This is a genomic window from Desulfosediminicola sp. (genome assembly GCF_048381775.1).
In the GTDB taxonomy this organism is placed as follows: Bacteria; Desulfobacterota; Desulfobulbia; order Desulfobulbales; family Desulfocapsaceae; genus Desulfopila; species Desulfopila ganghwensis.
This window is the reverse complement of record NZ_JBLXGE010000005.1, coordinates 359,853-379,810: the sequence shown is the minus strand read 5'-3', so window position 1 is coordinate 379,810 and position 19,958 is coordinate 359,853. Positions and strand designations below refer to the sequence as shown.

20 protein-coding genes are annotated in these 19,958 nt (G+C 49.2%); 16 read left to right on the top strand and 4 right to left on the bottom strand.

Annotation, left to right across the window (positions count from 1 at the left end; genetic code table 11):
* Positions 1 to 225 precede the first annotated feature (225 nt).
* Positions 226 to 930 carry a class I SAM-dependent DNA methyltransferase gene (locus ACN5NT_RS11050; RefSeq protein WP_419175470.1) on the top strand — a complete coding sequence of 235 codons (705 nt, stop codon included), beginning with the start codon at positions 226 to 228 and terminating at the stop codon, positions 928 to 930.
* A 163-nt stretch (positions 931 to 1,093) separates the two neighbouring features.
* Here the strand turns inward: ACN5NT_RS11050 and ACN5NT_RS11045 are convergent, their stop codons facing one another.
* Entirely contained in the window at positions 1,094 to 1,489 is a 396-nt protein-coding gene (locus tag ACN5NT_RS11045; RefSeq protein ID WP_136796290.1) for a MerR family transcriptional regulator, read from the bottom strand.
* 358 nt (positions 1,490 to 1,847) lie between these two features.
* Between ACN5NT_RS11045 and ACN5NT_RS11040 the strand changes: the two genes are divergently transcribed.
* From ACN5NT_RS11040 to ACN5NT_RS11010, 7 genes are all read left to right on the top strand, one after another.
* Entirely contained in the window at positions 1,848 to 2,993 is a 1,146-nt protein-coding gene (locus ACN5NT_RS11040) for an acyl-CoA dehydrogenase (RefSeq protein WP_136796291.1), read from the top strand.
* 96 nt (positions 2,994 to 3,089) lie between these two features.
* Entirely contained in the window at positions 3,090 to 5,069 is a 1,980-nt protein-coding gene (locus ACN5NT_RS11035; RefSeq protein WP_419175469.1) for a heterodisulfide reductase-related iron-sulfur binding cluster, read from the top strand.
* An 83-nt stretch (positions 5,070 to 5,152) separates the two neighbouring features.
* Positions 5,153 to 5,926 (top strand): electron transfer flavoprotein subunit beta/FixA family protein, encoded by a 774-nt coding sequence (locus ACN5NT_RS11030; RefSeq protein WP_136796293.1) that lies wholly within the window; start codon positions 5,153 to 5,155, stop codon positions 5,924 to 5,926.
* Positions 5,927 to 5,936: 10 nt separating this feature from the next.
* The gene (locus ACN5NT_RS11025) at positions 5,937 to 6,851 is read left to right on the top strand and encodes an electron transfer flavoprotein subunit alpha/FixB family protein (RefSeq protein WP_419175468.1); all 915 of its coding nucleotides are present in this window, start codon (positions 5,937 to 5,939) and stop codon (positions 6,849 to 6,851) included.
* 23 nt (positions 6,852 to 6,874) lie between these two features.
* Positions 6,875 to 7,183, top strand: a complete 309-nt coding sequence (locus ACN5NT_RS11020) for a hypothetical protein (RefSeq protein WP_136796295.1) — start codon at positions 6,875 to 6,877, stop codon at positions 7,181 to 7,183.
* A 178-nt stretch (positions 7,184 to 7,361) separates the two neighbouring features.
* Complete coding sequence (locus tag ACN5NT_RS11015; protein WP_136796296.1) at positions 7,362 to 7,763, top strand: acyl-CoA thioesterase; 402 nt, start codon at positions 7,362 to 7,364, stop codon at positions 7,761 to 7,763.
* A 350-nt stretch (positions 7,764 to 8,113) separates the two neighbouring features.
* The gene (locus ACN5NT_RS11010) at positions 8,114 to 9,382 is read left to right on the top strand and encodes an OmpP1/FadL family transporter (protein ID WP_419175467.1); all 1,269 of its coding nucleotides are present in this window, start codon (positions 8,114 to 8,116) and stop codon (positions 9,380 to 9,382) included.
* A gap of 78 nt (positions 9,383 to 9,460) precedes the next feature.
* Here the strand turns inward: ACN5NT_RS11010 and ACN5NT_RS11005 are convergent, their stop codons facing one another.
* A complete protein-coding gene (locus tag ACN5NT_RS11005) occupies positions 9,461 to 10,330 on the bottom strand; it encodes a radical SAM protein (protein ID WP_419175466.1) in 870 nt (289 codons plus the stop codon).
* Positions 10,331 to 10,494: 164 nt separating this feature from the next.
* Here ACN5NT_RS11005 and ACN5NT_RS11000 point away from each other — a divergent pair, with 164 nt between their 5' ends.
* Together ACN5NT_RS11000 and ACN5NT_RS10995 are read left to right on the top strand one after the other, a co-directional pair.
* Entirely contained in the window at positions 10,495 to 12,528 is a 2,034-nt protein-coding gene (locus ACN5NT_RS11000; protein ID WP_419175465.1) for an FAD-dependent oxidoreductase, read from the top strand.
* Between the two features lie 69 nt (positions 12,529 to 12,597).
* Complete coding sequence (locus ACN5NT_RS10995) at positions 12,598 to 13,212, top strand: fumarylacetoacetate hydrolase family protein (protein ID WP_419175464.1); 615 nt, start codon at positions 12,598 to 12,600, stop codon at positions 13,210 to 13,212.
* Positions 13,213 to 13,235: 23 nt separating this feature from the next.
* Here ACN5NT_RS10995 and ACN5NT_RS10990 read toward each other — a convergent pair whose 3' ends face one another.
* On the bottom strand, positions 13,236 to 13,706 hold the full coding sequence (locus ACN5NT_RS10990) for an HAD family hydrolase (protein WP_419175463.1): 471 nt from the start codon (positions 13,704 to 13,706) through the stop codon (positions 13,236 to 13,238).
* A 216-nt stretch (positions 13,707 to 13,922) separates the two neighbouring features.
* Here ACN5NT_RS10990 and ACN5NT_RS10985 point away from each other — a divergent pair, with 216 nt between their 5' ends.
* The 5 genes from ACN5NT_RS10985 (at position 13,923) to ACN5NT_RS10965 (ending at position 18,327) form a co-directional block, all read left to right on the top strand.
* The gene (locus ACN5NT_RS10985; RefSeq protein WP_419175462.1) at positions 13,923 to 14,192 is read left to right on the top strand and encodes a CopG family transcriptional regulator; all 270 of its coding nucleotides are present in this window, start codon (positions 13,923 to 13,925) and stop codon (positions 14,190 to 14,192) included.
* A 24-nt stretch (positions 14,193 to 14,216) separates the two neighbouring features.
* Positions 14,217 to 15,098, top strand: a complete 882-nt coding sequence (locus tag ACN5NT_RS10980) for a metal ABC transporter solute-binding protein, Zn/Mn family (RefSeq protein WP_419175461.1) — start codon at positions 14,217 to 14,219, stop codon at positions 15,096 to 15,098.
* Positions 15,095 to 15,859, top strand: a complete 765-nt coding sequence (locus tag ACN5NT_RS10975; RefSeq protein WP_419175460.1) for a metal ABC transporter ATP-binding protein — start codon at positions 15,095 to 15,097, stop codon at positions 15,857 to 15,859. Before ACN5NT_RS10980 ends, ACN5NT_RS10975 begins: the two co-directional genes overlap by 4 nt.
* Positions 15,852 to 16,703, top strand: a complete 852-nt coding sequence (locus ACN5NT_RS10970; protein ID WP_419175459.1) for a metal ABC transporter permease — start codon at positions 15,852 to 15,854, stop codon at positions 16,701 to 16,703. Before ACN5NT_RS10975 ends, ACN5NT_RS10970 begins: the two co-directional genes overlap by 8 nt.
* 301 nt (positions 16,704 to 17,004) lie before the next feature.
* Entirely contained in the window at positions 17,005 to 18,327 is a 1,323-nt protein-coding gene (locus ACN5NT_RS10965) for an APC family permease (protein ID WP_419175458.1), read from the top strand.
* 215 nt (positions 18,328 to 18,542) lie between these two features.
* Here ACN5NT_RS10965 and ACN5NT_RS10960 read toward each other — a convergent pair whose 3' ends face one another.
* A complete protein-coding gene (locus ACN5NT_RS10960) occupies positions 18,543 to 18,914 on the bottom strand; it encodes a hypothetical protein (RefSeq protein ID WP_419175457.1) in 372 nt (123 codons plus the stop codon).
* A 108-nt stretch (positions 18,915 to 19,022) separates the two neighbouring features.
* On the opposite strand from ACN5NT_RS10960, the gene ACN5NT_RS10955 reads away from it, so the two are divergent.
* Positions 19,023 to 19,940 carry a homocysteine S-methyltransferase family protein gene (locus ACN5NT_RS10955; RefSeq protein WP_419175456.1) on the top strand — a complete coding sequence of 306 codons (918 nt, stop codon included), beginning with the start codon at positions 19,023 to 19,025 and terminating at the stop codon, positions 19,938 to 19,940.
* The last annotated feature ends 18 nt before the right edge of the window (positions 19,941 to 19,958 follow it).

The following is a 19,958-nucleotide window of genomic DNA, read 5'->3' as shown; positions in this document are numbered from 1 at the left end:
CAGCTCTTTTTGAGCAGGAGTGGTGGGATAGGGACAAAACGGCTTAACTAGGGTTCCACTTTATTGTTGCAAGATCAAAAGGTCTTCTCCAAAAGCCGGTTGAATAATGATTCCGGTGACTGGTACGATTGCCAATCGGTCACAGCTCACGTTTATCTGATCACCTTTTCAAGCTGAAGATTAGAGGTAATCAGGTTAAAAAATACAAAGAAGACAACGCCGAATATGAAAAAAGCTCCAATGTATACCCGTTATGCCCGAGAATATGAGCGTGCTATAGAGGATAATATCTATAATGCCCGTTTCGAGCGGCCATCCCTGCTGTCGATGTTACCCGATGTGGCTGGCAGATCGGTCCTTGATCTTGGCTGTGGTCCCGGAGTTTACGCAGAAATACTATTGCAGCGCGGAGCAGAGGTTACCGCGGTAGATGGTTCCAGCGAGATGGTGGCACGGGTGAAAGAAAAGTTTGGCTCAAGGATTAAAACGTACATTCGGGATGTGAGTGAGGGGTTGCCGCAGGAAGCCGACTTTAGCCATGACCTTGTCATTTGCCCTTTGGCTGTTCACTATATTGAGGAGCTGACGCCTCTTTTTCAGGAAATATATCGGGTGCTGAAGCATGATGGAACCTTTCTCTTTTCAACCCACCACCCGATGATGGATTTTCAGTCATCTCCTTCGGGGAATTATTTCAGAAGGGAACTCGTTACCGAGACCTGGGATACTATCGGCAATCCGGTCGATGTTCAGTTTTACAGGCGTTCCTTAACTGAATTGTTCGGTTCGATTACAGAGGCTGGGCTATATATCTCGAATTTCAGCGAGGGTATACCAGACAAGATGATCGAAGAGGTTTCTCCTGCGGATTACCAGCGCTTGTCAAAACTACCAACGTTCATGTTCATTGAGTGCAAAAAGAACAACTGATATCTTTGGCGACCAGGCTCGGTTGTGGTTGCTATAGTAACAAGCTGTTCAGGCGTTGATTACGACGCTGTATGGCTTCAGGATAACAGAAAACGAGGCACAGCCGTTTTGCCTGAGACAGTGGTGGGGACTGTCTGAGCAATTCATCGACTGCAAAAAAATGTTATCGGCTGTTTAACATTTCGGTTATTCGAACCCGATATTCAACAATATCATTGCGAAGTGAGGAGAGGCTTGCCATCTTCTCGTCTACCTTGGAGATATGTTGATCGAGGATTTCGATAAGCTTAGGAGTGATGGTGTTGAAGTTTTGCGCGTTGATGTCGAATATATCACTTAATTCCTGAATTTCTTTTAGAGATATTCCTAATTGCTTGAGCTTGAGAATAAACTTCAGTCTCAGCACGTCATCCTGGTTGTAGGTCCTGGTGCCACCGCCCAACCGTTCACTCGAACCCATAAGTCCGATCTCTTCGTAATACCGTATTGTTCTGGTGGTGATATTCAGCCGTTTGGCTAACTCACCGATCTGTACAAACGGTTCATTTTTACTGGACATTTTTTTAACCTCATAAAACTACAAAATTACCCTTGGATAATCGGGCATTTTTCATAAGTGTGGCTGATACCTGGTGAAAGGTTCACCCCGTTCTGAAACAACCTTATCAGGAATAAATTTAGTTGAAGCAACTCTTGGGATTTACCTTTACGTAATTTTTCAGAACAAGTTAGCATAGGGGATGAAGTGGTGTCAAATAAAAATAGTTAATTAGATGGTTTTGTAAAGATTGTGTGTGTAAAGCGATGTCCGCTCGATGTGAAAAATTCTTGACCTTTACGTAAACAAGGGATATATAAGGGGGAATATTTCTGCATGATTTCACTTATTGCTCAGGTTATCAACTGGAGAGTGGTTTATGATCTTTGAACTAACGGAAGAACAGGCGCTTATTCGCAGCATGGTACGGGAATTCGCAGAAAAAGAAGTTGCACCTTCTGCAGGTGAGCGCGATGAAAATGAGCGTTTTGACCGGGAACTGATGTTTGATCGGCTGGCAGAGTTGGGCCTGACGGGCATCGTATTTCCTGAAGAATATGGCGGCGCCGGCGCCGATTACATCAGTTATGCAATTGCTGTGGAAGAGCTTTCGAGGGTGTGCGCATCCACTGGTGTGACACTTTCGGCCCATCTTTCCCTGGGAGCCAACCCCATATTTCTGTTCGGTTCCGAGCAGCAGAAGCAGAAGTATCTGGCTCCTCTTGCTTCCGGTGAGAAAATGGGTGCTTTCGGGTTGACAGAGCCTGGGGCGGGATCGGATGCCGGTGGTACCAAAACCGTGGCCAGTCTCGATGGCGAGGAATGGGTAATCAATGGTTCAAAGATTTTTATAACCAACGGCGGCGATGCCGATACCTATGTGGTTTTTGCCCGGACAGACAAAGAGGCTGAAAAACATCATGGCATAAGTGCTTTTATCATTGAGAAAGGCACCCCGGGGTTTAGTTTTGGCAAAAAAGAGCAGAAGATGGGGATTCGCTCCTCACCTACCCTGGAGCTGGTCTTTGAAGATTGCCGTATCCCCAGGGAAAACCTGCTTGGTGAAGAAGGACAAGGTTTTCGGGTGGCGATGAAGACCCTTGATGGCGGGAGAATTGGTATTGCCTCCCAGGCATTGGGCATTGCCCAGGGCGCACTGGATGCCGCTGTGGACTATGCGCGGGAACGCAAACAGTTTAATAGCTCCATAGCCAGTTTTCAGGGCATTCAGTTTCAACTTGCAGATATGGCTACCCAGGTGGAGTCAGCGCGTTTGCTGGTTTATAACGCTGCCTATCGGGCGAGTAATGGCCTCGGCTACTCTCAACAGTCGGCGATGGCAAAGCTGATGGCCAGTGAAACCGCAATGAAGGTGAGTACACAGGCTGTTCAGATTTTTGGTGGTTACGGCTATACCAGGGAGTTTCCGGTAGAGCGCATGATGCGCGATGCCAAGATCACCGAGATCTATGAAGGAACCAGTGAGGTGCAGAGAATCGTAATCGGTTCCGCTCTCACCAGATAGTAAACGAGTGGGCTTTATATGCAGTAAAAGGCGTGGGCGAGGACGCCTGTTTTTGAGGCACGAGTGTAAGTACAAAAGAGTTCAATGGAGAGAGCGATGGAATTTACCCGTGAGATTTATTGGAACGTGGGGCATGGCGCTGCAACCCTTGTCCCTATGTATCTTCTAGTAGTCGTTGCTGTAGGTGTTGTTGTATGGGCTTTTCGTAAAAAACTGGATGTGTACAGGCAGGGGCTGCCGCTGGAACGAACGGATCAGCTCGGTAGCCGGATAGGCGCAATGCTGAACAATGCCATCTTCCAGAAAAAAGTAACCCAGGTGAAGATTCCTGGTCTATTCCACGGCATATTCTTCTGGGGCTGGTTTCTGCTGCTTATAGGAACCACGCTTATCGTTATTCAGGCGGATTTCACAGACCTGCTTTTCGGTTATAAATTTCTGGTCGGCAATTTCTATAAAATCTTTTCAGTTACTCTGGATATCGCCGGACTCGCTTCAATTGTTTTTTTGAGCGCTCTCTTTGTCCGGCGGTATTTTTTCAGACCTGAAGGACTCGAGACCAAAAGAGACGATGCCATTATGCACGGGCTGATGACCATCATCCTGCTTACCGGCTTCGTAATTGAAGGTAGCCGCATGGCCGTCACCGAGCTGGGAACGCCGGTCGCGCTCTGGTCTCCCGTAGGTTATCTGCTGGCGCAGTCTGTAGCCTGGATGGGTGAAGACAGCCTGCGGCTTATCCATAAACTTACCTGGTGGTTTCATCTGCTGCTGGTGATGGGCTTTATTGCTCTTATTCCATTCACCAAGTTTCGTCATATACTTACTACCAGCGCGAATTACATTTTTGCAGACAGGGGCCCGAAAGGAAAGCTTCGTTCCCTCGATCTTGAGGACGAGGATGCTGAAACCTTTGGTGCAACTTCTGTAAAGGAGCTGACCTGGAAAGATATCTTCGATGCCGACGCCTGCACCCTGTGCAAGCGCTGTCAGGATCGCTGCCCGGCCTGGAATACCGAGAAACCTTTGTCACCCATGAAAGTGGTCAATCAGATCGGCGAGGTTGCCTACAACGATCCCGAGGCGAATCTGATAGAGACCCTCAGCCGGGACGTTCTCTGGTCATGTACCACCTGTCGGGCCTGTCAGGAAATCTGCCCGGCTTCCATCGAGCATGTGAGCAAGATTGTCGACGTTCGTCGCTCCATGGTGCTTATGGAGGGTGAGTTCCCTGATGATGCGACAATGGCAGCCATGGAGGCAACCGAGGTCAATGGTAACCCGCTGGGACTGGGCTATGCCTCCCGTGGTGATTGGGCGGCTGAGCTTGGGGTGAAAACCCTGGCTGAAGATCCGGAAGTTGATGTACTCTACTTTGTCGGTTGTTACGCTTCATTTGATAAACGCAATATCGCAGTGGCCAAGAGCTTCATTCAACTCTGTGAGGCTGCAGGCGTGAAAGTGGGAATCCTCGGCAAAGAAGAGAAGTGCTGCGGTGAGCCGATGCGTAAGATGGGCAACGAATACCTGTACCAGAGTCTTGCCATGGAGAATGTTGAGCTGATCAATGGCTATGGTGTCAAGAAAATCGTTACAACATGCCCGCATTGTTACAACACTCTGGAAAAAGATTACCGTGACTTTGAGCTTGAAGCTGAAGTGGAAAGTTACACTGTATTCCTCGAGCGACTGCTGAAAACAGGCCGCCTCAAGCTCAAAGCCGAAGGGCTGGATTGCACCTATCATGACTCCTGCTATCTTGGCCGTCACAACGATATCTACGATGCGCCTCGTGCGCTTATTGAAGCCGCTGGCGGGACCATCAGAGAGATGGAGAAAAGCAGGGCTGAAGGGTTCTGTTGCAGTGCCGGTGGCGGGCGTATCATGGCCGAGGAGAAAATAGGCGAAAGGATAAGTGTCAAGCGGGTGAATATGGCAGTAGAGACAGGTGCGCCGACGCTGTTGTCAAACTGTCCTTTCTGTCTGACAATGTTTGAAGATGGTGTGAAGGGGGCAGAGGCCGAAGATAAACTGAGACCTCGTGACATCGCCGAGTTGCTTGCTGAGAGATTGTAATTGCGGTTGTAGTAAAGCAGCTCGGGCACTAGGCTTGAATTGAACAAAGCTGAAAAAAGCGAATCGTTATCGGAGGATGGAGAATGAACATTCTGGTATGCATTAAGCAGGTTCCCGACATGGAATCAAAGTTTAAAGTTGCCGCGAACGGTACCTGGTATGACAATCAGGATCTGGCCTGGCGGATGAATGAATATGATGAATATGCAGTTGAACAGGCGGTTCAGCTGAAAGAGCAGGTCAAGGATGCTGACCTCACCGTGCTGTGCATCGGCTCGGACAAGGTCAAGGAGACCATGAAGAAGGCGCTGGCAATGGGCTGTGATCGTGGCGCCCATATCGACGACGCCGATTCCTGGGCCAAGGAGCCTTTCGAAATAGCCGGAATTATATCTGAATACGCCAAGGATAAAAGCTTTGACGTCATTTTTACCGGTATGCAGTCCCAGGACCGCGGCAGTGGTCAGGTCGGTGTACTGGTGGCAGAGATGCTTGGTATTGCCAGTGTCTCAACCATCGTGGATTTCGCTTTTGATGATGGCACAATCAAGGCCAAGCGTGAACTTGAGGGTGGAATCAAGGCCAATGTTACGGTTCAGGTTCCGGCCCTGGTGACCTGTCAGCTTGGTTTGAACACCCCACGCTACCCCACCTTGCCTAATATCATGAAGGCCAAGAAAAAGGAGTTGCTTACTATTCCGGTTGCAGATGTGCTGAAGGTGGATGCACGTATGGAGACTTCTGCCATGTACTTCCCTGAGAAGAAGGGCGGCGGACTGGTGCTGGAAGGTGAGGCAGGTGATCTGGCTGACAAGCTGATTTCGATTCTCAAAGAAAAAACAAGTGTCCTGAAGTAGGAGGGGAATCATGAAAATAGTATTGATCGCGGAATACAGGGATGGACAGATGCTCTCAGGCTACACCGAGTTGCTCGGCTTTGCCGAGACCATGGGAGCAGAAACAGTGATGTTTGTTGCCGGCAGTGATGCTGTTTTACCAGCCTATGACGGCAAACTTTATCTGGCAGATGCTGCTGTCTGTGGCGAATATAATCCTGATTTGCATAAGCAGATGATCCTGGATGTTGTTGCCAAAGAACAACCTGATATGGTTGCTTTTTGTCACTCATCTTATGGCTGGGATCTCGCCCCACGAGTGGCCTTTGGCATGAAGGCTGCCCAGGTCTCTGAAGTGGTTGAGGTAAAAGACGGAGCCATGGTCGCTCCCGCCTGCAACTCCAAGCTGCGCCGTACTGTAACTTGCAAGACCGGGCAGACAGTGGTGACTCTGCAGGCAGGCGCATTTGCCCCGGTTGAGGGCGGTGGTACTCCAGAGGTTGAGAAAATTGTCGTTGACGGTCAGGGACGAGTTGTCTTTGAGGGGTATGAGGAAGCCGAGGCCGGTGGCGTTGATCTGAGTAAAGCCGAAGTCATTGTCAGTGCCGGCCGTGGTATTGGCAAACCGGAAAATGTCGAGATGATATCTGCTCTGGCTAAAGCACTCGGTGGGGAATATGGCGCAAGCCGTCCGGTTGTCGATTCTGAATGGGTTGAACATAACCGCCAGGTCGGTACCACCGGACAGACGGTTGCACCCAAGCTCTATCTCGCCTGCGGTATTTCAGGTGCTATTCAGCATCTGGCCGGTATGAAGAAGTCTGAGTTTGTGGTTGCCGTGAATACCGACAAAGATGCACCCATTGGTGAGGTGGCAGACGTGCTGATAGTAGCCGATCTGTTACAGTTTGTACCCGCGCTGACTGAAAAAGTTCAGGCGCTCTAATTGCCATAGGGAGGAATCTGAAAATGTTAGATGATACATTCAGCCAGATGGCTGAGTCCTTCGTCAAGGATGCGGTCGATGGGCAGAAGAGCTTCTATTTCTCTTTAGCTGATGTGAAAAAGACTGTGGTGGTGAGTGGTTCTGAATGTACCATCACCGAGGGCAAAACTGTAGAGCAGGCTGATTGCGTTTGTAAGACCAGCCCTGAGTTTTTTCTGCGGATCTGGGATGATGGTTATCGGCCAGGAATGGCGGATTTTATGAAGGGTACGATCAAGTCGAATGATCCTTCTCTGCTGCAAACCTTTCTGAAATGTTTCGGTAAAGAGTAGGCTGAGAATCAGCACACCACGGTGACCGTTCGAAGGGATGGGAACTCAGGTGGCGACGGAGTTGCCGTGGTGTGTGTTGTGCAAAGTGTTGAAATTGTAAATCTCAGTTGTGTTGAGTGTGCCTATCTTATAGGTGGTGATTTCATAATGTTTGTTAGACAGGGGATAGGGGAATTACATGGATGCTCTGACGGAAATTAAAGTACGTGGATATCATGCAGACTTTTACGGTCATGTTAATAACGCCAGGTACCTTGAGTTTTTTGAGGAAGATCGCTGGGCCAGGCTTGAATCCCATATAGATCTTATGAAATGGGCTGCCCGGGGGTTAGGTTTTCTGGTCGTGAATATTAACGTAAACTACCGAAAGGCTGTACAGGTCGGCCACACAGTTGTGGTTACCACTGGAATAGAGCAGGTCAATCAGAAGAGTGCGGTGTTGAAACAGGAGATACAATTCAAAGGATCCAGCGAGGTTGCGGCCGATGCGATGATCACTTTTGTGATAATTGACTCGAGTGGTAAGGCGGTTCCCCTTGAGGGAGAAATTCTTGAAGAATTACAGATGTTAGGACAATAGGTATAAATAATTGAATTTCTACAGTATAAATAATTGTCCTAGGTGAAATATCTAGACGAATCAACAGGTTTTACAACTTTTTAAGCTCTATTTATAGTTGACATTTGTGTAATTTATATTAGACAAATGAGAATATGACGATTTGCTGATCGTGGTGCTTGTGTTGTGAAAAAGAATTCACCATTACGTAAACGTCATATCATCCATTTGTTGTTCTGCTGGAAAGAGAGAGCTGGTAGGACGGAGATGTACCCGTAAAAAACATTTTGCTTCAGGTGGGCAGTTCGGCTGAAGCAGATTCAGGAGAGATGGGGCGCATCACACATCAATTGATAGAAGGGGAGATAAGCATGAAAAAAGTATTATCCGTAGTAGCATTGGCTTCGTTGTTTGGAGCCACATCCGTAATGGCATCCGGTTTCCGTATTCCGGAGCAGTCTGTTGATTCTACCGCTAAGGCGGGCGCCAACATTGCCTCTGCTAAGAAGGCAGATACTGCTTACTTCAACCCGGCGGGTATGAACCAAATGGAGGATACCTGGCATGTGGAAGCTGATCTTTCCTATATTCACCTGACCAGTATCGATTTTGAGGGAACCGGTTACCTCCCTAATGCTGCATCCCCGACTGGCAGGGTGCCGGCTGGTGGAGATGCTTCCTCTGAGAAGGAACACTTCTTTGTGCCAACCATTTTTGTGGTTTCCCCTGACTATAACGGTTTTCGCTTTGGTTTCTCATCTGTCGCTCCGTTTGGCCTGGCCAAGCGTTGGCGAGATGACTATTATGCAAGCCTAGTATCCAGCAGGTTTTCTCTGCAGGTGATTGAACTCAATCCAACGGTATCTTATGCCTTCAACGATATGTTCTCCCTCGCCGGTGGCGTGCGGATGACCTATAGTAAGGCAACCGTAATTAACGAGGCGTATCCTAATCCATCAGCCCCTTCCGGTATAGCGGTTCCTGGCAGGTATCTGGATGGTGATACAGTGGATTGGGGCTATAACCTTGCCGCGAACTTTAAGCCAAGTAAAGATTGGAATTTCGCAGTAACCTACCGCTCCAACATCGATCTCGATTTTGAGGACGGTGATACAGAATTTGATTTTGGTCTTGGGGGCATTCTGCACACCAAGGGTGATGTAACCGTTTCCACCCCGGGCGTTCTTTCCTTCTCTGCAGCCTATACCTACGATAAGTGGACTTTTGACCTCACCGTTGACCAGACCCAGTGGTCCGAATATGAGAGTCTTGATTTCACCTATGAGTCTGGTCCCTCTCCTGTACCGGGTTACAATTCTTCGGAGAAAGACTGGGATGATGTATGGGCGATCAGACTTGGCGTGGAATATGCCTTAAATCCAAAAATTACTCTGATGGGCGGTATTGCCTATGACGAGAACCCGGTTCCCGAAGAGAATGCGAGCTTCGAATTACCGGATTCTGACGCCTGGCTGTTCTCGGCTGGTGCCCGCTATGCCTACAGCGATAATCTGGAACTTGGTTTAGCTGTGCTCTATGATTACAAAGAAGAGCGTGATTTCAGCAATAATAGTATTGATGGCGAATTTTCCAACGCAGCAGCCATCCTCGTCACCGCTGGCCTGACCTATAAGTTCTAAAGCAGAAAATTTTCAGAGTGTAATAAAAAAGCCCCCTGGCTGTCAGCCAGGGGGCTTTTTTTATTGTGATGGATAGAGCTACAAAGCCCGCATATATTCAGGCTTCAAGTTCACCTTTCCTGCAAGTGCCTTTTGAATCAACTCCAGCGTCTTCACCTTGTCTTCAGGCAATTTCGCCTTAATCGGCAGATAATTTGAAGCATGGTTGGCATGGAAATAGCCATTGCTCAATTCAGTTGCCGCCAGCATAGAGCCGAGTTCTTCCAGCATTCCATTGGCATCCGGCAGTTGCCACCTCCCTTGCTGCTGATCAACAAAAAGTGGTGTATTCGGTGTCAGCATCAAGCTCAAAGCCCCAACATATTCCGGGTCTATCGCAGACAAGACTCTGCCGGTCTCAGTGGCATGCTGCTGTGACCTCTCCGTTCCGCCAACTCCCAGCAACACCGTAATTGAAAGCTTAATTCCGGCAGAACGAATTTTTCGACCCATCTCAATCATCTTTTTTGAATCGGCACCTTTCTTTATTGCGGTAAGTGTTACATCATCTCCGGACTCAAGGCCCATATAGGCGATACCGATTCCCAGTTGCCGTAACTCTTTCAGCTCATCAACACTCTTTCTTTGTATACTTTTGGTGTTGGCATAGACGCCGATCCGCTCAAGCCATGGCAGTTTTTTCCGCACTGTCTCCAGTATCTTCACCAGTCGCTTTTGTGGAATTATCAAAGCATCACCATCGCAAAGAAACAGCCGGTTTTGCCTGCGGCAATGTTTGGCGGCAAAATCAATATCAGCCATGATGGTGGCGTCGTCTTTGATGGAGAACCTGGTACCTTTATACATTCCGCAAAAGGTACATTTGTTGTGGGAGCAACCGGTGGTGACCTGTAACAGAATCGAATGCGCCTCGCTGGGTGGCCGAAAGATATTGCCCTGATAATCCATGGATCTCTCCTTGTCGTAAACGTCATGGTGTATTTCCTGTAAAGATATAGTATACTCACTCTTTCTTTCGCAAGAAGATTTAATTATTTTAGTACTATGTTGTTCGGGCACCTGAATTCAATCAAAGAAGGCTGCAAGCGCTTACCCGCAAAGGACGAAATGGTATGACATCAACACAATCCCCGTTCCCCCTCCTGTTTCAACCCCTGGACCTGGGTTTTACCCAACTGAAAAATCGCATACTGATGGGCTCGATGCATACCGGCCTGGAAGAAGAGAAGGGTGGATTCAGCCGAATGGCTGAATACTTTCGCCTGCGGGCCGCAGGTGGGGTCGGGCTGATCGTTACCGGCGGAGTAGCTCCCAACAGAGCCGGCTGGGTGGCGCCTTTTTCCCTGCGGCTGAGTAATAAGGATCAGGTTAAGGACCATAAGCGAGTGACCGAAGCGGTACATGGTGAAGATGGCAAGATCTGTATGCAGATCCTGCACTCCGGCCGATATGGGTATCATCCTTTCTGCGTGGCTCCTTCGAAACTGAAAGCACCAATAAATCGTTTCAGGCCCTGGGCTTTGAGTGTTAAGGGGATTCATTCGACCATAGCAGACTTTACCAAATGCGCTGTTTTGGCCAGAGACGCTGGCTATGACGGAGTTGAGGTGATGGGCTCTGAAGGGTATTTGATTAACCAGTTTATTGCCTCTAAAACAAATAAGCGTGATGATGACTGGGGTGGCTCGTTCACGAACCGTATTCGTTTCCCTCTTGAGATCATCCGTTCTATCCGAAAAGCGGCAGGGCCTGATTTTATCATCATTTACCGCCTCTCCATGCTCGATCTGGTCAAAGACGGCTCCAGTTGGGATGAGGTGGTGCAGTTGGCCAAAGAGGTGGAGGCAGCCGGTGCGACCATCATCAATACCGGCATCGGCTGGCATGAGGCGCGGGTGCCGACCATCGCCACCATGGTGCCACGGGCGGGATTTGCCTGGGTCACCAAAAGGTTGATGGGTAAAGTCGGAATTCCCCTCATTACCACCAACCGTATCAACATGCCCCAGGTGGCGGAATCGGTGCTGGCCGATGGTTGTGCTGACATGATCAGTATGGCCAGACCATTCCTGGCAGACCCGGATTGGCCAAACAAGGCCGCTGAAGGCAGAGAGCAGGAGATCAACACCTGTATCGGCTGTAATCAGGCCTGTCTTGATCATATCTTCCAACAAAAAACAGCTACCTGCCTGGTGAATCCGAGGGCTTGCCGGGAAACGGAAAAGGTCTTTCAACCTGCTTCGGTCAAAAAGCGGGTGGCTGTGGTTGGTGGTGGCCCTGCCGGAATGGCCTGTGCGACCACTGCGGCAGCCCGTGGTCACGAGGTTGTGCTTTTTGAGGCGGGTGAAAAGCTGGGCGGCCAGTTTCTTCTGGCCAGAAATATTCCGGGCAAAGATGAGTTTGCCGAAACCCTTCGATATTTTCATAACCAGCTTGAGCTTCATGGGGTTGACGTGAAGTTGGGCTATCGGGCGGAGCTGTCTGATCTTGAGGGATTTGATGAGGTTGTGATGGCCTCGGGTGTGGTTCCCAGAAAAGTTGATATCCCCGGTTGCAATTTGGACCATGTTGTTGCCTATAATGATGTCCTCTCCGGCAAGGCTGAGATAGGCCCGAGGGTAGCAATTATCGGAGCTGGTGGGATTGGTTTTGATATGGCCGGATATCTCTTGCAGCATGATCGGAAAGACGATGAAAGAAATCAGGTGGAAGAGTTTATGTCGGAATGGGGGGTGGATATGGATTACGGGCAGCGTGGAGGGCTGGGGATAGCGGTGGTTCCAGCTCCGGCGAGGCAGATTCACCTGCTCCAGAGAAAGAAAACCAAGCCTGGCGCGACCCTTGGCAAAACAACGGGTTGGATACATCGGTTGGAGTTGAAAAAGAATGGTGTCAGATTCTGGAACGGTGTGGACTATCTCAGTGTTGATGAAAACGGATTATGGATCAGCCATAATGATGAGGACCGGTTCATAGCCGTGGATAATATAGTGATCTGTGCCGGCCAGGTCTCGGAGCTGACCCTGGCACATGAGTTGGATGGTGCTGCAATAAAGTATCATCTTATCGGCGGTGCGTTAAAGGCGGCTGAGCTGGATGCGCAGCGGGCTATTGCGCAGGGGGTTGAAGTGGCCGACAAATTATAGATAGTGTGAGAGCTGAGAAGTGAGAAGTAAGAAGTAAGAAGTTAGAAGTTAGGGGTTAGGAGAAGGAAAATGGTTAAGGTTAAAATGACTGAAGGTGAAATTGCTCCGGCAAAAATTGTCTGTATAGGCAGGAACTATGTGGCCCATATTGAAGAGTTGGGCAATGAGGTTCCCGAAGAGATGGTGGTGTTCTGTAAACCCAATTCTTCTATAGCCCCGGTTTTGCATTCATCCCATGCTGGTCAGCAACTGCATTATGAAACGGAAATCTGCTATATGGTACAGGGCGGCCAGTTTGCGGCGGTTGCCTGTGGGCTTGATCTGACCAAGCGCGAGTTGCAAAGTGGTTTGAAAAAGAAGGGATTACCCTGGGAACGGGCCAAGGCATTTGACGGCTCAGCCCTGTTCAGCCCCTTTGTACCGATACCGGAAGGTGAAGCCGAGCTTACCTTAGAACTGTATGTAAATGGGGAACTGCGCCAGCAAGGTACGACCTCGATGATGATCTATTCCCCCAGAGTTATTCTCCAGGAGATTGGTTCATTCATGACCCTGGATGACGGTGACATTGTTATGACCGGTACCCCGGCAGGTGTTGGCGAGGTGCTTTCAGGGGACCAGTTTAAAGCACGCCTGCTGGCCGGAGAAACACTGCTTACAGAGGCAAGTTGGAAAGCGGCCTGAGGCCTCCTGCCAAATCTGAGCCGTTAATTTCTCAGGGTAGCCCGTAGCCTGTCAGGTAAAAGTAGCAGGTCTAACGCATCCAGTATAGAGGTGGTTACCACATCCGCAGCTTGCAGTGCACCCGAGGCTGCCCCTTCCTGCTGAATTATGCAGATGCCGAGGCTGGCAGCTTTCAGCATCTGCACATCATTTCTGCCATTACCAGCGGCTACAACAAACTGGGTACCAAGTTCTTCGACAAACCGCCGCTTCGCGGCAACCTGATCCTGTAATCCTATGACATGCACGGCTATATCGGTGGCGCGTAATTTTTCCCTGACCGTACCGTGGGTGTCGGCGGTCAGGACATGAATTGTCAGGCTCCTGCGCAATTGTTCCAGGCGCTGGACTACTCCGGGCAGCAATTCACCATCAAGCGCGATTGTGCCGTTATAATCCAAAACAAGATGGGTCAACGTCAAAGGGGCAGAGCCGGGTATATCAATGGTCAGCATAAGGCAAAGTACTCTCGTTGTGAATGTGCAAAATGTTACACTGGTTTGAGCGGGCTAATAATCTCTTACCGTTGTCAGCCTTACCTCTGGTTACATGTTCAGTCAAGAATAAGTTCAGGAATTGATAACGATAATTTCTCTTAAAATGGTACAGCTTCCTTGACCGGATCATGATCAGGTATTACATGGTAATACATACGAGAAAGGAGGTGTATTATGAAAAAAGAACGGGTCTTTACCTTTAAGGCGGATGAAGAGCTTGCGGAAATACTCGACCGGATTCCCAATAAATCGGAATTCATCAGAAAGGCCATTGAAATGGCAATGGAAAATCGATGTCCCTTGTGCAACGGCACCGGCTCTCTGACACCTGCGCAACATAATCATATGAAGCATTTTATGGCGGTGCACTCCCTTAAGCGCTGTGATGAGTGTGATGCGGTACACTTCGTGTGCGGTAAAGGGGAAGAAAAAGGATTGCACTGATCTGCAAAAAAAGAGGGTTGAGCGATGATGAGATTTTTAGAAAAGCAAATAGCCTTTGTGGCCTTTGGCATAGCGCTGGTCTTCCCGTCTGCCGGCTGGGCCATTGATGTCTTTGTCACTGTCCCACCGCAGAAATGGGTGGTGGAGAATATCCTCGGCAATGGGGGAACAGTCAATGTTCTGGTGAAGAATGGTCAAGACCCTCATACCTTTGAGCCGACGCCAAAGCAGATAATGGCCCTTTCCAGGGCGAAAATCTGGTTTACCATGAACATGCCTTTCGAGAACAGGCTGCGGAACAAAGTCGGCCAGGTTGCTCCTGATCTGCGCATAGTCGATATGATCGGGGATATTGAGAAACATTCCATCCATGATGATCATGGTCATGACGATCATGACCAAGAAGCCAAGGATCCCCATGTCTGGTTGTCGCCGGTCAACCTGCAGGTCATGGCGGCGACGACAGCAGCCGTTTTAAGTGAAGAGGATGCAGAAAACATGCAGCAATATAACCAGAATCTGCAAGCAGTGCAGAAAAGCCTGACAGAACTGCATGCCCGGATCGGGCAGCAATTGGCCCCATATGCAGGCTCTTCGTTCTATGTTTTTCACCCTTCCTTTGGTTATTTCGCAGAGGAGTACGGTTTGCAGCAGAAAGCTGTTGAAGCAGGCGGGAAGTCTCCGGGGCCGCGGCAGATTGCAGCGCTGGTGGCAAAGGCCAGGGAAGATCAGGTAAAGGTGATTTTTGTGCAGCCTCAGTTTGATCAGAAAAGTGGTGAGACAATAGCCAGGGCAATCGATGGCGAGGTCGTCTCCCTGGATGCCCTGGCAGAGGATGTGCCCGCAAACCTCACAGTGATGGCAGATAGCATTGAGCAGGCATTGAGTGAAAGGGGGACAAAGTGACAGAGGATAGCCGACCGGCCATAGAGATTGAAGGAGTTGATTTCGGTTATGAGAACAGGCAGATTCTGATCGATGTCAATTTGCAGATCGATGTCAAAGATTCAATCTGTATAGTGGGCCCTAATGGTGGAGGCAAGACCACCTTGGTAAAGCTGATGATTGGCTTACTGGCACCTGATCGCGGCCGGATCAATATCTTCGGCAAGAAGGTTGAGGAGGGTAATCGGCTGATCGGCTATGTGCCGCAGTATGCAGAGTATGATAAGCAGTTCCCCATTTCGGTGAAAGAAGTGGTCTGTATGGGCAGGCTGGGCAATTCCTTCATGAACCGATATTCGAAGGCTGACTGGGAAAAAACCATGGAGGCACTGCGGGAAGTCCGGTTGGAGGACTATGCGGATCGATCATTTGCGGCCCTTTCAGGAGGGCAGCGTCAGCGGGTGCTTATTGCCCGTGCCCTCGCTGCGGGTGGCAAAATTCTTATTCTCGATGAGCCCACCGCAAATATCGACCAGGAGGCAGAATCACATCTCTTTGAGCTACTTGAAGGGTTAAATACCAGAATGACAATTTTGATGGTTACCCACGATGTCGGTTTTGCATCGAAATTTTTTAAACGTATCGCCTGTGTCAACAAGAGGGTGGTTATTCACCCGACCAGTGAGCTGACCGGGGAACTGATAAAGGATATGTATGGGGGCGACTTACGCATGATCCGTCATGATCACACCTGTAGCGAGGAGGGACACCTGCATGAGTGAGTTCCTCGCTGCTCTTATGGACCCGAATCTGCCTTTTATCCGGTATGCTTTCATTACTGGCATTCTTGCCTCCGTTCCTTTTGGCATCATAGGCACCTTCGTGGTTGTGCGACGAATCAGTTATATTGCCGGGGCAATTTCTCACTGTATTCTGGGCGGGATAGGTATTGGCCTGTATCTGCAGAATGCGGTAGGCGTTGGCTGGTTTACGCCGCTTTATGGGGCGGTAATCGTGGCATTATTGGCGGCGGTGGTGCTCTCTTTAGTGAGCATGTTTGCCAAACAGAGGGAAGACAGTGTGATAGGCGCGCTCTGGGCCGCAGGCATGGGAATTGGTCTGCTGTTTCTGGCAAAGACTCCGGGGTATGTGGACCCGATGAGCTATCTGTTTGGTAACATTCTGCTGATAACCAGAACTGATATCTTTCTCGTGCTGGCGCTGGATTTGCTGGTGGTGGGTGTGGTAGCGCTCTTTTATAACGTCTTTCTGGCGATCTGCTTCGATGATGAGTTCGCCGGGTTACGTGGTATTCATACCCATTGGTTTTATTTAGTATTACTCTGCCTCACAGCACTGACCATTGTGCTTCTGGTTCGGGTGGTCGGGATTGTGATGGTGATCGCCTTGCTCACGCTTCCGGCGGCCATAGCCGGTAATTTTGCATCCAGTATCAAACAGATGATGATACTATCCGTGTTGCTCTGTGGTGTTTTTATTCTCTCCGGGTTGAGTACCAGCTACACCTTGGATTTACCCAGCGGACCGGTAATTATTGTGATTGCTGCGGGAGTTTATCTCACGGTGGTGGTGGGCACAAAACTGTTTGCCCGGCGCCGTGCCTAACCTTTTTCCATCTAAAGTACCTCTTGTGCATCCCTCGCCTTGCCTGGTCGATACGATTCAAGTATATCGGCCAGGCCTTCTTCTCCCTATGAGCATATGAGCTTGTTTCTAATTTTTTTCGTTTCGATCCTATATTATCTGAAGATAGTTCAAAAAACAGCTGACAAAATTGTATTTATGACGGTTTCGGTAGAATTTTAGCTCGGCTTTTGCGGAAAAATGAGTTATGCAGACTGCTGCTTGATCAAATGCTAAGAGTAGTAATTGTATTGTGAGGACCTTGCAGAAATAGGAGCAACAAATGGAAGGATTGCAAAAGAAGTATGGTTTCTGGACCGCTACCGCCATGGTTATTGGTATCGTTATAGGTTCAGGTGTATTTTTCAAGGCTGATGATGTTCTGAAGGCAGCCAACGGCAGTTTGCCGATTGCACTGCTGGCATGGCTCATCGGTGGTTGCATCATGGTGGTGACCGCATATGTTTTTGCCAGAATTGCCACTCGAATTCAGAAGGTTAATGGCCTGGTCGATTATTTCGAAGAGGCATACGGCTGGCGTGCAGGCTATCTTGTTGCCTGGTTTATGACCTTTATCTACTATCCGACACTGGTTGCCGTTCTCGCCTGGGTTTCCGCAAACTATACAAGTGGATTGCTTGGCCTTGATGGTGCGGTCTGGTTGATTGCCGCCATTTATATGGTGTTCTTCTTTCTGCTGAATATACTTTCGCCTGTGCTTGCCGGTAAATGGCAGGTATCTGCAACCGTTATAAAACTGATTCCACTTTTTCTGGTGGCAGTGGTTGGTATCTGCAGCGGTATTACAACCGGACAGACCTTTTCCAGTTTTACCGTCTCCGCCCAGAGTGTCTCAAACGGTGGCGGTCTGGCAGTGGCAACTCTTGCCACAGCGTTTGCTTATGAGGGTTGGATTATCGCGACCACCATTAACGCGGAGCTGAAAGATGCCAAAAAGACTTTACCAAGGGCTCTTTTCCTCGGTTCGATCGCGGTAGTGATCATTTACATGCTCTACTATCTTGGTATTTCCGGTGTGCTGTCAAATGAAGAAGTGATCCAGGCTGGCAATAATGCCCCTGTAGAAGTTATTTCCATGATTTTTGGACGCCTGGGCGGAACCCTGCTCACAGTGTTCGTCATCATTTCCTGTCTCGGAACCCTTAATGGTCTTATTATGGGCTCTTCCCGCGGGATGTTCTCTATCGCCTCGCGTGGACTGGGACCAAAGGCGAAATTCTTCGCAGCCATCAATCACAGCTATAACAGCACGGTAAACTCTGCCATGGTCGGCTTTGTGCTATCCGCCTTCTGGCTCATGGTATGGTACGGCAACTTTGCAGGCTGGTTTGGTGCCTTTATGGATATCTCCGAGCTGCCCATTGCCTTCCTCTATGTGATCTATCTTTCCCTGTATCTCTGGGTAATGAGGACATTTACGGATCTGGGCCCTGTCAGCAGGTTTGTAGCACCATTTCTGGCAGGAGCCGGTTCACTCTATATCATCTGGGGTGCAATCCAGAAGGATATGTTCATTCATTTCCTTATCCTCGCTCTGGCTATTGTTGCCGCCGGTATCCCGTTTATGAGGGTAAAAAAAGACTGATACAGGGAAGGTGGTTGAGTTGACCGGTATAAAGGCAATTCAATAGTTGCTCTTGAAAAGATTAAGGCTGTATCCGTTAAAGGCGGATATAGCCTTTTTTATTGTGAAAAATTTAAGGAATAACTAGTCCTCTTTTGGAGAGGTGAGAGGTGAGAGGTGAGAGGTGAGAGGTGAGAGGTGAGAGGTGAGAGGTGAGAGGTGAGAGGTGATACTTCTCACCCCTGTCTCCTTACTTGGCTAACAGTTTTGGCACGTTTAAGCTTTTGGCCAATCCAGAATGACCAGAGGAGCAGTAACAGGTGAATACCTGCCCAGCCACCAACCAGAACCGAGTAGCTGTTAAGACCTTTCATCAGATAAATGGTCACTGTCCAATAGATTTCAGCCGCGACAAACATGAAAAAGCTGAACAGGCCCCACCACGTACCATGCAGTTCGTATGTAATCCAGCAACTCCAGCAATGGAGCAGCAGACCAAATGCCGCTGATATGGTAAGGATCAGCTTGATAGTTGAGTGTAGATAAAGTTCCGGGGGCGGAGCCGGTTTCGGTGGGATGACTTTTTTCTTTCGTTTCTTCTTTGCCATTTATGAATACTATACGGTAATATTTTGATTTTCGTACGTGAATACGCGCTACTCTACTGTAAATAGTCAATAAAAGGCAACCCTCTCCTGAAAGGACGATAGAAAATTATGGACTTTACCGCCACCTTGGAAAAATGCCGGGTAATGCTCACTGAAGGGGCTGTTGCAGAGCGATTGCGGCGCCGAAAAGATATTGAGCTGCACCCAACCTTGTTCAATACCCCCCTTGTCAACAACGACTATGGCAGGCGGTGTATGCGAGAGATATACCGTCAGTATCGTGAGATTGCGCGCAGGGCCCAGGTACCGTCGTTACTGTGTGCACCGACCTGGCGGGTCAATCTCGAACGGCTAGAGGCTGCCGGGCAGTCAACAGAGCTGAACAGGGATGCGGTCTCCTTCATGCAGCAATTAAAGGATGAATGGCAGGATGAGACGTCGCCGCTCTTTGTCGGTGGATTGATTGGACCACGAAACGATTGCTATAAGCCGGATGAGGCACTCTCAATCGAGGAAGCTGAACAGTTTCACAGCTGGCAATTGCATAAACTTGCAGCGGCAGGGGTGGATGTTGTCATTTGCCAGACATTTCCAGCTGTATCAGAGGCAATCGGTGTGATCAGGGCCTGCGCTTCGATTGGTGTTCCATGTATCATGAGCTGTGTCATCAACCGTCGCGGGCTGGTGCTCGACCAGACCGACCTGGCAGAAGCTGTTCGAATTATGGACGAAGCTTCAGGCAACAGTCCGTTGGGGTATATGGTAAACTGCGTGCACCCGACTTTTGTGCTGCCGGAGAAACAACCACCCGAACTTTTCAGGAGACTGATCGGTATCCAGGCCAATGCCTCTTCCCTGGACCATGAGGACCTGGATGGCTCGGCAGTACTGATGCAGAGTGATATGCAGGAGTGGGGGGAGCTGATGCTCGAGCTGAACACAACCTACGGCATGAAAATTCTTGGCGGTTGCTGTGGAACCGATGAGAAGTATCTGGGCTATATCAGTTCCAGGATAAAGAGCTGAAATGTCAAATTGCAATAG

Excerpts from the sequence above, each read along its gene's own strand:
- ACN5NT_RS11050 (WP_419175470.1), top strand. The coding sequence starts at position 226 with ATGAAAAAAGCTCCAATGTATACCCGTTATGCCCGAGAATATGAGCGT.
- ACN5NT_RS11045 (WP_136796290.1), bottom strand. The coding sequence starts at position 1,489 with ATGTCCAGTAAAAATGAACCGTTTGTACAGATCGGTGAGTTAGCCAAA.
- ACN5NT_RS11040 (WP_136796291.1), top strand. The coding sequence starts at position 1,848 with ATGATCTTTGAACTAACGGAAGAACAGGCGCTTATTCGCAGCATGGTA.
- ACN5NT_RS11035 (WP_419175469.1), top strand. The coding sequence starts at position 3,090 with ATGGAATTTACCCGTGAGATTTATTGGAACGTGGGGCATGGCGCTGCA.
- ACN5NT_RS11030 (WP_136796293.1), top strand. The coding sequence starts at position 5,153 with ATGAACATTCTGGTATGCATTAAGCAGGTTCCCGACATGGAATCAAAG.
- ACN5NT_RS11025 (WP_419175468.1), top strand. The coding sequence starts at position 5,937 with ATGAAAATAGTATTGATCGCGGAATACAGGGATGGACAGATGCTCTCA.
- ACN5NT_RS11020 (WP_136796295.1), top strand. The coding sequence starts at position 6,875 with ATGTTAGATGATACATTCAGCCAGATGGCTGAGTCCTTCGTCAAGGAT.
- ACN5NT_RS11015 (WP_136796296.1), top strand. The coding sequence starts at position 7,362 with ATGGATGCTCTGACGGAAATTAAAGTACGTGGATATCATGCAGACTTT.
- ACN5NT_RS11010 (WP_419175467.1), top strand. The coding sequence starts at position 8,114 with ATGAAAAAAGTATTATCCGTAGTAGCATTGGCTTCGTTGTTTGGAGCC.
- ACN5NT_RS11005 (WP_419175466.1), bottom strand. The coding sequence starts at position 10,330 with ATGGATTATCAGGGCAATATCTTTCGGCCACCCAGCGAGGCGCATTCG.
- ACN5NT_RS11000 (WP_419175465.1), top strand. The coding sequence starts at position 10,495 with ATGACATCAACACAATCCCCGTTCCCCCTCCTGTTTCAACCCCTGGAC.
- ACN5NT_RS10995 (WP_419175464.1), top strand. The coding sequence starts at position 12,598 with ATGGTTAAGGTTAAAATGACTGAAGGTGAAATTGCTCCGGCAAAAATT.
- ACN5NT_RS10990 (WP_419175463.1), bottom strand. The coding sequence starts at position 13,706 with ATGCTGACCATTGATATACCCGGCTCTGCCCCTTTGACGTTGACCCAT.
- ACN5NT_RS10985 (WP_419175462.1), top strand. The coding sequence starts at position 13,923 with ATGAAAAAAGAACGGGTCTTTACCTTTAAGGCGGATGAAGAGCTTGCG.
- ACN5NT_RS10980 (WP_419175461.1), top strand. The coding sequence starts at position 14,217 with ATGATGAGATTTTTAGAAAAGCAAATAGCCTTTGTGGCCTTTGGCATA.
- ACN5NT_RS10970 (WP_419175459.1), top strand. The coding sequence starts at position 15,852 with ATGAGTGAGTTCCTCGCTGCTCTTATGGACCCGAATCTGCCTTTTATC.
- ACN5NT_RS10965 (WP_419175458.1), top strand. The coding sequence starts at position 17,005 with ATGGAAGGATTGCAAAAGAAGTATGGTTTCTGGACCGCTACCGCCATG.
- ACN5NT_RS10960 (WP_419175457.1), bottom strand. The coding sequence starts at position 18,914 with ATGGCAAAGAAGAAACGAAAGAAAAAAGTCATCCCACCGAAACCGGCT.
- ACN5NT_RS10955 (WP_419175456.1), top strand. The coding sequence starts at position 19,023 with ATGGACTTTACCGCCACCTTGGAAAAATGCCGGGTAATGCTCACTGAA.